The organism is Streptomyces sp. Y309 (genome assembly GCF_056712025.1).
This window is the reverse complement of the sequence record NZ_CM160048.1, coordinates 1893748-1905842: the sequence shown is the minus strand read 5'-3', so window position 1 is coordinate 1905842 and position 12095 is coordinate 1893748. Positions and strand designations below refer to the sequence as shown.

General features: G+C 71.7%; 13 protein-coding genes. 4 read left to right on the top strand and 9 right to left on the bottom strand.

Annotation, left to right across the window (positions count from 1 at the left end; all coding sequences use genetic code 11):
* Nucleotides 1-15 precede the first annotated feature (15 nt).
* The 4 genes from AC0KTA_RS06945 to AC0KTA_RS06930 form a co-directional block, all read right to left on the bottom strand.
* On the bottom strand, nt 16-438 hold the full coding sequence (locus AC0KTA_RS06945) for an acyl-CoA thioesterase (protein ID WP_481054229.1): 423 nt from the start codon (nt 436-438) through the stop codon (nt 16-18).
* 53 nt (nt 439-491) lie between these two features.
* Nucleotides 492-1124: a hypothetical protein gene (locus tag AC0KTA_RS06940; RefSeq protein ID WP_481054228.1), complete on the bottom strand. Its 633-nt coding sequence runs from the start codon at nt 1122-1124 to the stop codon at nt 492-494.
* 64 nt (nt 1125-1188) lie between these two features.
* Nucleotides 1189-2100, bottom strand: coding sequence for a TIGR03619 family F420-dependent LLM class oxidoreductase (locus AC0KTA_RS06935; protein WP_481054227.1), 912 nt, complete (start codon nt 2098-2100; stop codon nt 1189-1191).
* 275 nt (nt 2101-2375) lie between these two features.
* Nucleotides 2376-2969, bottom strand: a complete 594-nt coding sequence (locus AC0KTA_RS06930) for a histidine phosphatase family protein (protein ID WP_481054226.1) — start codon at nt 2967-2969, stop codon at nt 2376-2378.
* Between the two features lie 135 nt (nt 2970-3104).
* Between AC0KTA_RS06930 and AC0KTA_RS06925 the strand changes: the two genes are divergently transcribed.
* On the top strand, nt 3105-4766 hold the full coding sequence (locus AC0KTA_RS06925; RefSeq protein WP_481054225.1) for a glycine/sarcosine N-methyltransferase: 1662 nt from the start codon (nt 3105-3107) through the stop codon (nt 4764-4766).
* 65 nt (nt 4767-4831) lie between these two features.
* Here AC0KTA_RS06925 and AC0KTA_RS06920 read toward each other — a convergent pair whose 3' ends face one another.
* Genes AC0KTA_RS06920 through AC0KTA_RS06910 form a run of 3 tightly spaced genes read right to left on the bottom strand, consistent with a single transcriptional unit; the run spans nt 4832 to nt 7987 of the window.
* Nucleotides 4832-6049 (bottom strand): FAD-dependent monooxygenase, encoded by a 1218-nt coding sequence (locus AC0KTA_RS06920; RefSeq protein WP_481056334.1) that lies wholly within the window; start codon nt 6047-6049, stop codon nt 4832-4834.
* A gap of 48 nt (nt 6050-6097) precedes the next feature.
* Entirely contained in the window at nt 6098-6742 is a 645-nt protein-coding gene (locus tag AC0KTA_RS06915; RefSeq protein ID WP_481054224.1) for a cysteine peptidase family C39 domain-containing protein, read from the bottom strand.
* A 33-nt stretch (nt 6743-6775) separates the two neighbouring features.
* Nucleotides 6776-7987, bottom strand: a complete 1212-nt coding sequence (locus tag AC0KTA_RS06910) for a pyridoxal phosphate-dependent aminotransferase (protein ID WP_481054223.1) — start codon at nt 7985-7987, stop codon at nt 6776-6778.
* Between the two features lie 84 nt (nt 7988-8071).
* Here AC0KTA_RS06910 and AC0KTA_RS06905 point away from each other — a divergent pair, with 84 nt between their 5' ends.
* Nucleotides 8072-8716, top strand: coding sequence for a winged helix-turn-helix transcriptional regulator (locus AC0KTA_RS06905; RefSeq protein ID WP_481054222.1), 645 nt, complete (start codon nt 8072-8074; stop codon nt 8714-8716).
* A 76-nt stretch (nt 8717-8792) separates the two neighbouring features.
* Here AC0KTA_RS06905 and AC0KTA_RS06900 read toward each other — a convergent pair whose 3' ends face one another.
* A complete protein-coding gene (locus AC0KTA_RS06900) occupies nt 8793-9542 on the bottom strand; it encodes a hypothetical protein (RefSeq protein ID WP_481054221.1) in 750 nt (249 codons plus the stop codon).
* On the bottom strand, nt 9542-10828 hold the full coding sequence (locus AC0KTA_RS06895) for a VWA domain-containing protein (RefSeq protein ID WP_481054220.1): 1287 nt from the start codon (nt 10826-10828) through the stop codon (nt 9542-9544). Before AC0KTA_RS06895 ends, AC0KTA_RS06900 begins: the two co-directional genes overlap by 1 nt.
* A gap of 70 nt (nt 10829-10898) precedes the next feature.
* Here AC0KTA_RS06895 and AC0KTA_RS06890 point away from each other — a divergent pair, with 70 nt between their 5' ends.
* Nucleotides 10899-11813: a HipA family kinase gene (locus tag AC0KTA_RS06890; RefSeq protein ID WP_481054219.1), complete on the top strand. Its 915-nt coding sequence runs from the start codon at nt 10899-10901 to the stop codon at nt 11811-11813.
* Nucleotides 11810-12085, top strand: a complete 276-nt coding sequence (locus AC0KTA_RS06885) for an Rdx family protein (protein ID WP_481054218.1) — start codon at nt 11810-11812, stop codon at nt 12083-12085. The genes AC0KTA_RS06890 and AC0KTA_RS06885 overlap by 4 nt, the downstream gene beginning before the upstream one ends.
* Nucleotides 12086-12095 lie beyond the last annotated feature (10 nt).

Sequence of the window (12095 nt, the reverse complement as noted above, 5' to 3'; positions counted from 1 at the left end):
ACGCGTACCGGAGCGTCAGAGGCCGAGTATGCGCGGGTCCGACGCCAGGGCTCTGAAGTACTCGCCGGGGTCCGGCACCATCCTGCGCTCCTTGAGGTCGAGCAGGCCGCCGAGGCCGGAGACCGTCGCGGCCACCGTGCCGTCCGCCTTGGTGATGGTCTGCTCGACCTTGAACGTCTTGCCCTCGCCCCACACGAACGCGCAGTCCACCCGCACCTCGTCGCCCGCGCGCAGCTCGCTGCGGTACCGCACGGTGTTCTCCAGGGCGACGGGGCCGACGCCCTTGTCGATGAGGTCGCGCTGGTCGATGCCCGCCGCGCGCAGGGTCGACCAGCGCGCGTGCTCCGCGTACTGCAAGTACACGGCCTGGTTGAGGTGGCCCTGGGAGTCCGTCTCGTACCCACGGACGGTGACACTCACGACAAACGGCTCGGACACGGCTTCCCTTTCGGCAACTTCGACCAGTTCGGCAACTTCGGCAACTTTGACTACTACGCCCGTCGTGGTGACGCCAAGACGTACCGCCTTCCCGTGCGGGCCTCCCCGTGCTCGCTGACCTGCCAGCCCGCCCGCTCCAGGGCCGTCCCGCAGGCGCGCACGCCCTCGGCCGTGGGCTCGCGGACCGCGACGGCGTCCGGCTGCTCCGTCGCGGTCACGCGATACCCCTCGCGGCCGGGGCGGGCCGGGGCGCGGCCCGCCGCCTCCAGGGCTATCGCGGCGGCCTGCGGGAGATGCGCCCGCTCCCACGCGCACGGCTTCTCCCGGTCGCCGTCCGCATTCGTCATCCGGCGCATCTCCACCAGGCCCAGCCACGCGTCCCGCACCTCGCGGGCCCGCGCGGGGCCGTCCTCGCCCCACAGGGTCTCCTCGGTACCCGTGCGGGCCGTGAACACGCCGGGAACCGGCTCCACGGGGGCCGTCTCCGGCGCGGCCCCCACCGGCTCCTCCCGGACGCGGTGGCCCGCCGGCGTCAGGAAATAGGCGTGCGGCGGGCGCGGGTGCCGGAACGCGAGCTGCAGCCGCACCAGCGCGGTGAGCTGCGCCTCCGTCCCCGTCAGGCGGCCCGTGACCGGGTCCGCCGCCGCGATGATCCGCCGCTGCGCGGGAGTCGTCGGCTTGGTCATGTTTCCGATAGTGCCTCGCCCCACTGACAACAGCCCCCGACCTGAGGAAACGGGCCCCCCGGGATCAGCGCACGGTGCCCGACGCCAGGTCCACGACCCGCTCCGCGATCAGTTCGAGCAGCGCCCGGTCGGCGTCGGCGCTGCCCCGCTCGGCGGGGTTGCCCGGGTAGGTGTCGAGCAGCACGTGGGTGGCGCCCAGCTCCTCCAGCGCCTCCAGGTCGGCGCGGAGCTGGTCCGCGGTGCCGTGGCCGAGCGGGCGCTCGGGGGTGTCCGGGTGCGGGGCGAGCCGGATCTGGAGCCGTGGCACCAGCTCCGGCACCGGCCGTCCCGCCGCGTCCGCCGCCGCCGCGAGCCGGGGGAGCGCCTCGCGCAGGCCCGCGAGCGTCGGCATGAACGGGTGCCAGCCCTCGCCCAGGCGGCCCGCCCTGCGCACCGCCGCCGGGGAGCCGCCGCCGACCCACACCGGTGGGTGCGGGGTCGTCGCCGGGGCGGGGGCCGTGCGGACGTCCGTGTACGCCACGTAGCGGCCGTGGTACGTCGTCGGGTCGTCCGTCCACGCCGCGCGTATCGCCGCCAGGTACTCGTCCGTGATCGCGCCGCGCTCCCCGAACGGGATGCCCAGCGCCTCGTACTCCGGCCTCGACCAGCCGACGCCCGCGCCCAGGATGAAGCCGTCCTTGTGCATGCGGTCGATGTTCGCGGCGAGGCGGGCCGTCTGGAGGGGGTGTCGGTACGGGATCACTGTGACCGTGGTGCCCAGGCGCAGGCCCGGGACACGTCCCGTGAGGTACGCCGCGAGCACGAACTGGTCGTAGAACGGGGCCGGGTAGGCCTCGTGCACGTCCTGGGTCACCGCGATGTGGTCCGAGATCATCGCGAAGGTGAAGCCCAGGTGGCGGGCGGTGGTTGCCTGCCGCGTGAGGGTTTCCGGGGTCGTCCCCGGGCCGAAGTTGAGAAGGTTTACGCCGTATCGCATGCGTTGCAGTGTCCCTGACCGGGGATCAAGTGCGGGGAGCGGGGCGGGGGTTGTGCCCTCGCGGGTGCGCCCCAGTCCCGCCCCTTCCCGTGACTGGGGCTCCGCCCCAGACCCCGCTCCTCAAACGCCGGAGGGGCTAGAACTCAGCCGCACATGATCAGCCCGTCCGGCGTTTGAGGACGAGCCGCGAAGCGGCGATACGGGGGTCCAGGGGGCGGAGCCCCCTGGTTACGGGAAGGGGCGGGATTGGGGAGCCCCCGGCAGGGCCCACCCCCTCAGGGGCGGACGTTCCATGTGGCCAACACCGGGCGGCCGTGTTCGTAGCTCAGGCGGCTCACTGTGCCGGTGGAGAGTTGGAAGTGGGCGCCCGCCGACGGGGGCAGGCCAAGGCGGCGGGCCGTGAGGACGCGGAGGAAGTGGCCGTGGGCGAAGAGGACGACGCTGCCCTCCGTCTCGGCGAGGGCGGCGTCGACCTTGGCGAGCACACGGTCCGCGCGGGCCCCGACGTCCTCGGGACTCTCGCCGGGATGCTCCGGCGGCCCAGGGGCCACCCCGTCGGTGAACAGGAACCACTCGGGGCGGCTTCGGTGGATTTCGACGGTTGTGACGCCTTCGTAAGCGCCGTAGTCCCACTCGGCCAAATCCTCGTCCACCCGAGCATGCCCGAACCCCGCGAGTTCGGCGGTCTCCCGCGCACGCACGCGCGGGCTCGTGAACGCCGCGTCCACGCGGTACTTGCCGACGAGCGGAGCGAGGGAGCGGGCCTGGTCACGGCCGTGATCGGTGAGCGGGATGTCCGACCAACTCGTGTGCTGTCCGGACAGGGACCATTCGGTCTCTCCATGGCGGACGAGGAGTAGATCACCCATGGTGTCGAGCGTCCTGTTCTGGTCGGCGGAATGTCAGCTCCGCGTATGTATACGAAGCCCGGACGCATGGGGGTACCCACCTTGGGATAGCGATGTGCCCAGGCCATCCCCCATTGAAGTCGAAGGGCATTCATCGTGCATCCGGCTCAGAAGTTCGGCGACAACCCTGTCGAAGTACGAGAAACCGGCCACTACACGGAGGAATACGTACCCAGCTTCGTGGAGAAGTGGGACTCACTGATTGATTGGGAGCGGAGGGCGCGGAGCGAAGGCGACTTCTTCATGGACCTGCTGCGCAAGCGGGGCGTGAAGAGCGTGCTGGACGTGGCGACGGGCACCGGGTTCCACTCGGTGCGGCTGCTCGCCGCCGGGTTCGACACCGTCAGCGCGGACGGCAGCGCGGACATGCTCGCGGCGGCCTTCGCCAACGGCATGAAGGACGGTCACGTCATGCGCGTCGTCCAGGCGGACTGGCGCTGGCTCAACCGTGACGTACACGGCGAGTACGACGCCATCGTCTGCCTCGGCAACTCCTTCACCCATCTGTTCTCGGAGCGCGACCGCCGCCGCGCGCTCGCCGAGTTCTACGCGATGCTCAAGCACGACGGCATCCTCGTCCTGGACCAGCGCAACTACGACGCGATCCTCGACGACGGCTACACCAGCAAGCACAAGTACTACTACTGCGGCGAAGACGTCTCCGTGGAGCCCGAGTACGTGGACGAGGGGCTCGTCCGGATGCGGTACAGCTTCCCGGACGACTCCGTCTACCACCTCAACATGTTCCCGCTGCGCAAGGACTACACCCGACGGCTCATGTCGGAGGTGGGGTTCCAGAACATCGAGACGTACGGCGACTTCCAGCACACCTACCGCGGGGAGCAGCCGGACTTCTTCGTGCACGTCGCGGAGAAGGAGTACCGCACCGACGACGAGGAGGACGAGCGCTACACCGGCGCGGTCGGCGTCGCACGCAACTACTACAACTCCTCCGACGCCGACACCTTCTACGCCAAGGTGTGGGGCGGCGAGGACATCCACATCGGCCTCTACGAAGGCGACGGCGAGCCCATCGCCGACGCCAGCCGCCGCACCGTCGAGCGGATGGCCGGCAAGCTGGGCCTCACCCGGGACTCCGTCGTCCTGGACCTGGGCTCCGGCTACGGCGGCTCGGCGCGCTACCTGGCGTCGATGTACGGCTGCCGGGTCCTCGCGCTCAACCTCAGCGAGGTGGAGAACCGGCGCCACAAGGAGCTCAACCACGCCCGCGGTCTCGCCAGCCTCATCGAGGTCGTCGACGGGTCCTTCGAAGACATCCCCTACCCGGACGACGTCGTCGACGTGGTGTGGTCGCAGGACGCCTTCCTGCACAGCGGCAACCGCGCCCGCGTCCTGGAGGAGGTCTCCCGGGTGCTGCGGCCCGGCGGGCAGCTCATCTTCACCGACCCGATGGCCGTCGACGACTGTCCTCCCGGTGTGCTGCAGCCGATCCTCGACCGCATCCACCTCGACAACATGGGCTCACCCGGCTTCTACACGCGCGAGCTGGAGCGGCTCGGGTTCGCGCCCGCGGGCGGCGGGCCCGGTGGGTTCGAGGAGCACCGCGAGCAGTTGATCACGCACTACGCGCGCGTGCTCGAGGAGACCGAGCGGCAGGAGGTACAGGGGCTGGCCGGCCAGGTCAGCCACGACTACCTCACCCAGATGAAGAAAGGGCTCGCCCGCTGGGTCTCCGCCGGTCGTGACGAGCACATCACGTGGGGCATCCTGCACTTCCGGCGCGGCGACGGCGCCTGAGGGACGGCCGGAGCACCGGGACAGCGCCGACCGGCCCCGGTGCTCCGGCCCACGTGGGCCCCTGTTCAGCGTGGCCGCAGCTCACGCCCCCCGAACGCCCCCGTCCCGTCCGCCTGCTTCCACCACGCCTCCAGGCCCGGCTGGTCCAGGTCCCGCCAGCGCGGGGTCGCCTCGACCAAGGCCCGGCCGAGCCGCCGGCCCAGGTCGACCATCGTGCGGCCCGCGACGGTGCGGTCGGTGTCGTACGACTCCAGGGCCTCCGGCCAGGTCGTCGCCGTGGCGATGGCGGACTCCAGGACCGTGGCGTCCTGCAGCGCCTTCACCGCGCCCGCGCCGGTGTGCGGGCGCGCGACCGTCGCCGCGTCGCCCGCGAGGAGCACCCGGTCCCGGGCGTAGCGGGGCGCCGTGAAGTCGTACATGGGCTGCAGGAACAGCTCGCCGGGCTCGGTCGCGCGGACCAGGGCGCCCCAGTACGGCGGCAGCAACTCGTCGGCGACGTACGCGAGATGGGCGCCGAGCGCGTCCGTGAGGCCGCCGGGCGGCAGGCTGGTGGGGCTGGTGAAGCCCAGGTCGGCGTCCAGGTCCGGGGGCGGCGCCGTGTACAGGACCCAGTTGACGCGGTGGCCGCCCGCGCCGTCCGGGATGCGGTAGACGATCACGTGCCCGCCGTCGAAGACGACGTACACGCTGTCCTCCGCGGCCCACAGGTGCGGATCGGCGAGGCGGCCCTCCGGATACGCGCCGCGCCAGGCCAGATAGCCCGCGTACTCGGCGCGCAGGCCCGGGTGGGCGGCCGCGCGGACCACGGAGCGGTAGCCGTCCGCGCCGATCACGACGTCGAACCGCTCCGTGCCGCCGTCGGTGCCCACCTCCGCGCCGAAGGGGCAGGAGCGCACCGCCTCGACCGTCGTGCCGGTGCGGAACTCCACGGACTCGGGCACCCGGCGCCGCAGCTCGCCCCACAGCGGGCCCCAGTTGTAGGTGCGGAACGGGAACGGCATCGCGCCGATCTCCTTGCCCAGCGGGCCCGACGCCCGCTCGTCCCGCACATACCAGCGGCGTCTGACGAGCTGCACCCACGGCATGTCGGCGTCCATGTACCCGGCCGACTCCAGCTCCGCGTAACGGGAGTTGTGCACCGCGAGGCCCACCCCGCGCTCCGCGAGCCGGCCCGCGGCCCGCTCGTACACCGTGATCTCGTCCGCGCCGCCACGGTGCGCCGCCAGCGCCATGGCGCACCCCGCGACGCTGCCGCCGACGACGGCGACCCTGCCTGAATGCATCATCACGCCATCCTGGCAGGCAAGATGACGTTCTGTCATGACCGCGATTCAGCGCGTGGCCGACACGCCGACCCTCGTGATCATGGACACACCGCGGCCCGCGAAGAACGGTTCGAAGGCCGCCGGGGACAGCTCGGCGGTGCGGGTGCGCGCGTCGATGCCCGAGGGGTTGTGGAAGTGCAGGGAGCCGTCCGGCGCCCGCCCCGTGATCAGGACCAGATGCCCGCCCCGGCCCGGCGCGGGCCGCTCCGGGCGGCGGATCTCGAAGTGCACGGACGTCATCACCGTCCGCCCCGCGTCCAGGAGCCCGGTGATCTCGTCGAGGGAGAGGTGCCGGTGCACGGTCGCCGCCACACCGTGTACGTCACGTACGTACTCCGCGAACGGGGCGTAGATCAGCCCGCGGATCGTGCCCTCGGCGTCCTCCGTGTACGCCCCGTATTTCAGCGCGCCGTCGCGCAGCTCGAACAGGGAGGGTGCGTCCGGGCCGAGCGCCATTCGCAGGCAGGCGAGCCCGCACAGGTGGCTGCACCAGCGCGCGTAGTCCTCGAGTGTCGCCGCGCCCGACTCCCGCCAGGCCGGGTCGTCGGCGCGGTCGTGACCCTCGTACACGATCTTCCCGACGAGGTCCGGCGAGGCGAACTGGGTCAGGGAGGGGACTTCGCACGTGGGGCAGGCGGTGCAGGCGGTCAACGGCACGCTCCTTGTTGCCTTGGTGACAACCACTTACTGGCGATAGCCGCTCAGGAAGCGGCCGATGCGGCTGATCGCCGCGTCCAGATCGTCAGCGTACGGGAGGGTGAGGATGCGGAAGTGGTCGGGGCGCGGCCAGTTGAAGCCGGTGCCCTGGACGACCTGGATCTTCTCCTGGAGCAGCAGGTCCAGCACGAACTTCTCGTCGTCGTGGATCGCGTGCACCTTCGGGTCCAGGCGCGCGAACGCGTACAGCGCGCCGCGCGGCTTCACGCAGGAGACGCCGGGGATCTCGTTGAGCTTCTGCCAGGCGCGGTCGCGCTGCTCGTACAGGCGGCCGCCCGGGGCGGTGAGCTCGTGGATGGACTGGCGGCCGCCGAGCGCGGCCTGGATCGCGTACTGGGCGGGCGCGTTGGGGCACAGCCGCATGGAGGCCAGCATCGTCAGGCCCTCCAGATAGTTCCGCGCGTGCTGCTTCGGCCCGGTCACCACCAGCCAGCCGGAGCGGAAGCCCGCGACCCGGTACGTCTTCGACAGGCCGCAGAACGTCAGGACCACCAGGTCGGGGGCCAGCGCGGCGACGCTGTGGTGCACCGCGTCGTCGTACAGGATCTGGTCGTAGATCTCGTCGGCGAACACCATCAGGCCGTGACGGCGGGCCAGGTCGAGAATGCCCTCGATGATCTCCCGGGGGTAGACCGCGCCCGTCGGGTTGTTCGGGTTGATGATCACGACGGCCTTCGTGCGGTCGGTGATCTTCGCCGCCATGTCGTCGAGGTCCGGGTACCAGTCGGCCTGCTCGTCGCACAGGTAGTGCACGGCCTTGCCTCCGGAGAGGGTCGTCACGGCCGTCCAGAGAGGGAAGTCCGGGGCGGGGATGAGCACTTCGTCGCCGTCTTCGAGCAGTGCCTGTACGGCCATCGTGACCAGCTCGGACACGCCGTTGCCGAGAAAGACGTCGTCTACGGAGACCTCGTCCAGGCCGAGCGCCTGATAGCGCTGGACCACCGCGCGGCGGGCGGAGAGGATGCCGCGCGAGTCCGTGTAGCCGTGCGCGCCCGGCAGCATCCGGATCATGTCCTGGACGATCTCCTCGGGCGCCTCGAAGCCGAAGAGCGCGGGATTGCCGGTGTTGAGGCGCAGGACGCTGTGGCCCGCCTCCTCCAGGGCGTTGGCGTGCTCGATGACCGGGCCGCGGATCTCGTAACAGACCTCGCTGAGCTTGCTCGACTGCCGGAACTCCATGCGGTGTGCCTCCCGTGGCGTGCGTTACTTGGTTTTACCAAGCCACCACTTGGAAAGTCCAACATCTTGTCTAGACTGCGACGCATGCCACCTCGACCGCGCCGAAGCTACGACCAGTACTGCGCCGCCGCCCGCGCCCTCGACGCCGTCGGCGACCGCTGGACCCTGCTGATCGTCCGCGAACTGCTCGCCGGGCCCCGCCGCTACACCGACCTGCACGCCGATCTGCCCGGCGTCAGCACGGACGTGCTCGCCTCGCGGCTCAAGGACATGGAGCAGTCGGGTCTCGCGACCCGCCGCCGTCTGCCGCCGCCCGCGTCGGCGTACGTCTACGAACTCACCGACCGGGGGCGTGAGTTGCTCCCCGTCCTGCGGGCGCTCGCCGCCTGGGGCGCCCCCGAGCTCGCCGAACGCCGGCCCACCGACGCGGTGCGGGCGCACTGGTTCGCGCTGCCGCTGCGCGCGCACTTGGAGTCGCTCGGCTGGCAGGGGGTCGTCGAAGTCCGCCTGGACGAGGGGGACTTCCATGTGCGCGTGGGCGGTGACGACGAGGTCGTGTTCGGGGAGGGGCCCGCCCCCGTCGAACCGGACGCCCGCATGTCGCTGGACGCGGTGACGGCTGTCGAGCTCGGGCGGGGTGTGCTCGCCGTCGCCGACGGGGTGCGGGCTGGGCGCATCACCGTGACCGGCGAGGGCGCCTTGGCCAAGGCACTGCGGGAGGGGACATAGCCTGTCCGGCGTTTGAGGACGAGGCGCGGAGCGCCGACCAGGGGGAGAGGGGCGCAGCCCCATGGTCGGCGGGTCCTCAGGCGCCGGAAGGCGCCCTGCCCCGGGCGAGGGTGTAGCCGCCTACGCCCGCCAGGGCGGCCAGGACGCCGCCCGCGCCCGTCCATACCCAGCGGTCCGTCCACCAGCCGGAGGCCCAGCCGTCCTCGGGCTCGACGGTGGACAGCTCAGCCCGTTTGCCGGGTACGAGCGGTGCGCCCAGCGTTCCGTCCACCGCCGCCGCGCCGCCGACGTCCTTCGACGCCGCCTTCACCTCGGCGGTGACCGGCAGGCCCAGGTCGGCGGTCTCGACGCCGGTCGCGGTGAGGCGGACGTAGTACGTGCCGGGCAGCGGGTCGTTGGCCCACGGCTCCGACCACGCGTGGACGGGGCGCAGCGTGCAGGCGAGGTCGACGGAGGCCGCGTCCTTCGCCGCCGTCCGCGCCTGCATGCCGTACATGCAGGACTGGCGGCGCCTCAGCCCGTCGTACACATCGATCCGCCACGTCGTGTCGGCGTGCCGCGACGCCGACTCGGGCAGCTTCACGGTCGCCTCGACGGTGGGCCGTTGACCGGCGTCCGCCGGGAACGACCAGTAGAGGTAGTCACCCGTAGAGGCACTCGCCGTGGCCGTGTCGCCCTGCGCGATCTCCGTCGCCGTACGGAAGGACGTGCCTGCGTCGGCGGCCTTCTCACGGTCGTCGGCACCGGCCGCGAACGCGGTGCCGGAGGTGAGCAGGGCGGTGAGGCCCAGGAGCCCGGCCGCCGCCAACAGTCGTTTCGTACGCATCAGTTCGTCCTCCCGGCGGCGACGCGCAAGCGCGAGAGCCAGCCCCACAGCAATCCGCCCACGAAACCGGTGAGCACCAGGGCGCCGAGCAGCCACCAGCCGCGGCCCAGGCCGAACGCCGCCACGTCGGAGGCGTCGTCGGGCGCGTCCACGACGTCGACGGTCAGCTCGACGGGCAGGCCGGGCTTCGACTTGGCGTCGGCGAAGGCGGTGGCGGAGGTGGCGGAGTACGAGTTGGACACCTGGAGGCACACGGTCTCCGTCTCATCCCCCTCGTCGTCGCGCTCCGGCTTCGGATACCGCAGCCCCGTCGAGATGGCGTCCGTACGCCCGTCGCCCGCCTCCGAGCCGCGCACGATCTCCCGGCCGTGCTTGGTGACGGCCCGCATCAGCACGCCGTAGTCGTTGTTCACGGCCCGGTCGGCGCCGACGCTCACCGAGGCGCGCAGTTCCTGCCCCGGCTCGACGTCCACGCGGTACCAGCGGTGCTCGCCGAACTTCTCGCGGTCGGTGTACAGGCCGGGCTTCAGCTCCGGCGCGGCCGCGCACCGGTCGGCGCCCGCGACGGGCACCGGCTTGACGACGGGATCGGCCGCGCGGTCCACCAACTGGCCCACCCGGTCGGAGAGTTCGTCGGTGTGCTGGATCGACGTGTAGGTGCCGCCGGTCGCCTCAGCGATGCAGCTCAACTGCTTGCGCATCTTGGTGTTCGGCACCAGGCCGAGCGTGTCGATCGTGAGGTCGATGCCCTTGGCGGAGATGTCCCGCGCCACCTCGCACGGGTCCAGCGGCTGACAGGTGTCCTCGCCGTCGCTGATGAGGACGATGCGGCGCGAGCCCTCGCCGCCCTTCAGGTCGCCGGCGGCCTTCAGCAGGGCCGGGCCGATCGGGGTCCAGCCGGTCGGCGAGAGCGTGGCGACGGCCGTCTTGGCGTCCCTGCGGTCCAGCGGGCCGACCGGGTACAGCTGCTCGGTGTCCTTGCAGCCGGTCTTGCGGTCGTCGCCGTGATAGTTGGCGCCGAGGGTGCGGATGCCGAGCTCGACGTCCTCGGGGGTGGCGTCGAGCACCTCGTTGAAGGCCTGCTTGGCCGCGGCCATCCGGCTCTTGCCGTCGATGTCGCGGGCCCGCATGGAACCGCTCACGTCGAGCACCAGCTCGACCTTCGGGGCGGCCTCCCCGTCACGGTCCGGTTCGTCGTCGGCGTACGCCGCCACGGGCGAAAGCCCCATGCTCAGGGCCGCGAACAGGGCACAGAGCCCCGCCGCGAACCGTTTTCTGATGATCATCACCGGATCTTATGGATCAAGGTCCGTACACTCCAAAAATGGCTTGCGGGGGGCGGTTAGGGTGGCTGGTGTGCTGCGAGAAGTGAAGGCTGTCCGGTATCTGGAACCCCTGCGGGCGGGCGGCTCCGTGCCCGGAATCGTCGAGGCCGACGACCTGGGGACGTACGTCCTGAAGTTCACCGGCTCCGCGCAGGGCCGCAAGGCGCTGGTCGCCGAGATCATCGTCGGCGAGCTGGGCCGCCGCCTCGGCCTGCGCGTGCCCGAGCTGGTCCTCGCGCACTTCGACCCGGCGGTCGCCGCGCACGAGCCGCACGCGGAGGTGCAGGGGCTGCTGCGCGCCAGCGCGGGCCTGAACCTGGGCATGGACTTTCTGCCCGGCGCCCGCGACTTCACCCCGGAGTCCGACCTGGACGTCGACCCGCTGGAGGCGGGCAAGGTGGTCTGGCTCGACGCCCTCACCGCGAACGTCGACCGCACCGTGCACAGCTCGAACCTGATGGTCTGGCCGACCTTCGGCACCCGCGAGCCGCGGCTGTGGCTCATCGACCACGGCGCCGCCCTTGTCTTCCACCACCGCTGGGACGCGGCCACCGTCCTCGCCACCGCCGAGAAGGCGTACGACTTCCGGCAGCACGCGCTCGGCCGCTACGGCCCGGACACCGCGGCGGCCGACGCGGAACTGGCGCCCTGCGTGACCGAGGACCTCCTCCACGAGATCGCCGCCGAGGTCCCCGACGCCTGGCTCACCGACGAGCCCGGCTTCACCTCGCCCGCCGAACTCCGCGAGGCCTACGTCACCTACCTCGCCGCCCGCGCCCGCGCCTCCGCCGCCTGGCTCCCCACGGACTTCGCGTCCCGCGCCCAGCTCGCCGCCGAGGACGCCCTGCGCGCCCGCACCACCGAGGCGGGCCGCCCGGCCTGGCTGAAACGCGTCCCGAACCTGCACGGCAAGCCCGAACCGCGCCCCGCGAAGAGGTACCCATGACGCACCGTGTCGAGATCGAGTACTGCACCCAGTGCCGCTGGCTGCCCCGCGCGTCCTGGCTCGCGCAGGAACTCCTGACGACCTTCGAGGCCGAGCTGACCGAACTCGCACTGAAGCCCGGCACGGGCGGCGTCTTCGTCGTACGCGTAGACGGCGAACAGATCTGGGACCGCAAGGACCAGGGCTTCCCGGAACCGACGGCGGTCAAGCGCCTGGTACGAGACCGAGTGGCCCCAGACAGAAGCCTGGGCCACTCGGAGGGTAAGAATTAGGCCTTCTGCG

Coding starts and splice junctions, on each gene's coding strand:
- AC0KTA_RS06930 (WP_481054226.1), bottom strand. CDS start 2,969: ATGGGTGATCTACTCCTCGTCCGCCATGGAGAGACCGAATGGTCCCTG.
- AC0KTA_RS06920 (WP_481056334.1), bottom strand. CDS start 6,049: ATGCATTCAGGCAGGGTCGCCGTCGTCGGCGGCAGCGTCGCGGGGTGC.
- AC0KTA_RS06905 (WP_481054222.1), top strand. CDS start 8,072: ATGCCACCTCGACCGCGCCGAAGCTACGACCAGTACTGCGCCGCCGCC.
- AC0KTA_RS06895 (WP_481054220.1), bottom strand. CDS start 10,828: ATGATCATCAGAAAACGGTTCGCGGCGGGGCTCTGTGCCCTGTTCGCG.
- AC0KTA_RS06940 (WP_481054228.1), bottom strand. CDS start 1,124: ATGACCAAGCCGACGACTCCCGCGCAGCGGCGGATCATCGCGGCGGCG.
- AC0KTA_RS06900 (WP_481054221.1), bottom strand. CDS start 9,542: ATGCGTACGAAACGACTGTTGGCGGCGGCCGGGCTCCTGGGCCTCACC.
- AC0KTA_RS06935 (WP_481054227.1), bottom strand. CDS start 2,100: ATGCGATACGGCGTAAACCTTCTCAACTTCGGCCCGGGGACGACCCCG.
- AC0KTA_RS06885 (WP_481054218.1), top strand. CDS start 11,810: ATGACGCACCGTGTCGAGATCGAGTACTGCACCCAGTGCCGCTGGCTG.
- AC0KTA_RS06910 (WP_481054223.1), bottom strand. CDS start 7,987: ATGGAGTTCCGGCAGTCGAGCAAGCTCAGCGAGGTCTGTTACGAGATC.